Below are 991 nucleotides of genomic sequence, written 5' to 3' on the forward strand. Positions count from 1 at the left end.
TTCACTTGCTTGCCGCGTGAGCGCTCTACCGAGCGATTGAGCCTTTCGCGTCCCCTCTCCAAATTTGCGACACAATCGTTCGGAGTGCTTCAGGTGACCGTCTCCAGCCGGCTGAAGCGAACCGGAAGGAGACTCCGAACTCTTGTCTGACCGTCTCCATCCTTGTCGATAACCGTGAGCCGCTGCATCTCTTCCGGACCCAAGGGCATCACTAAGCGCCCGCCCGACTTGAGCTGGTCAAGCAGAGCGGCAGGCGCCATGTCAGCCGCAGCCGTCACCAAGATCTTGTCGAAGGGCGCGCGCTCAAGCCATCCACGGGATCCATCTCCCACGCGGATCTCGACATTAGTGTAGCCGAGTTGGCGCAGAAGATCCTGCGCAAGGCTAGCAAACTCCTCAACAATCTCGATGCTCGAGACTTGACCCGCGAGCTCCGCCAAGATCACCGTCTGATATCCCAGCCCGGTCCCCACCTCGAGCACCTTCTCGCCGGGTTGCGGCGACAGAAGATCGGACATGAGTGCCACGATGAAGGGCTGTGATATTGTCTTGTCGAAACCGATGGGCAGGGGTGTGTCCTGGTAGGCATAAGCCGCAAGAGGTGCAGGGACAAACAGATGTCGTGGCACTTTCCGCATCGCGGCCATTACCCGATCATCCAGCACGGTTCTGCCGATCTCGTCGCTGGCCAGATCAGTGTGGATGGCAATCAACTCGACCATATGCCGCCGCAGAATTGCCAAGTGGCTCTCGTTCATGGCTTTCATGACAATCGGGTTCCGATCAAACCGCTCGCCGGTCAGTCTGCCTGCAAGCGATTGGCTCACCCGGAGTAACGCTCAGGGTGGCTGTCAGGTTGTCCCGATTGACCGCGCCCCAAATCTCAGTCGGGCATGGAACCTTAGCTGTTTTCGGGATTGTGTCGCAAATTTGGAGAGGGGACGCGAAAGGCTCAATCGCTCGGTAGAGCGCTCACGCGGCAAGCAAGTGA

General features: G+C 58.6%; 1 protein-coding gene. It reads right to left on the minus strand.

What is annotated here, in order from left to right; genetic code table 11:
• Positions 1-89 precede the first annotated feature (89 nt).
• Positions 90-767: a protein-L-isoaspartate(D-aspartate) O-methyltransferase gene (locus tag JQC81_RS32505; protein ID WP_203275875.1), complete on the minus strand. Its 678-nt coding sequence runs from the start codon at positions 765-767 to the stop codon at positions 90-92.
• Between the last annotated feature and the right edge of the window lie 224 nt (positions 768-991).

This window comes from Microvirga arabica (genome assembly GCF_016811235.1).
GTDB classification, from domain to species: Bacteria; Pseudomonadota; Alphaproteobacteria; order Rhizobiales; family Beijerinckiaceae; genus Microvirga; species Microvirga arabica.

Coding starts and splice junctions, on each gene's coding strand:
- JQC81_RS32505 (WP_203275875.1), bottom strand. CDS start 767: ATGAAAGCCATGAACGAGAGCCACTTGGCAATTCTGCGGCGGCATATG.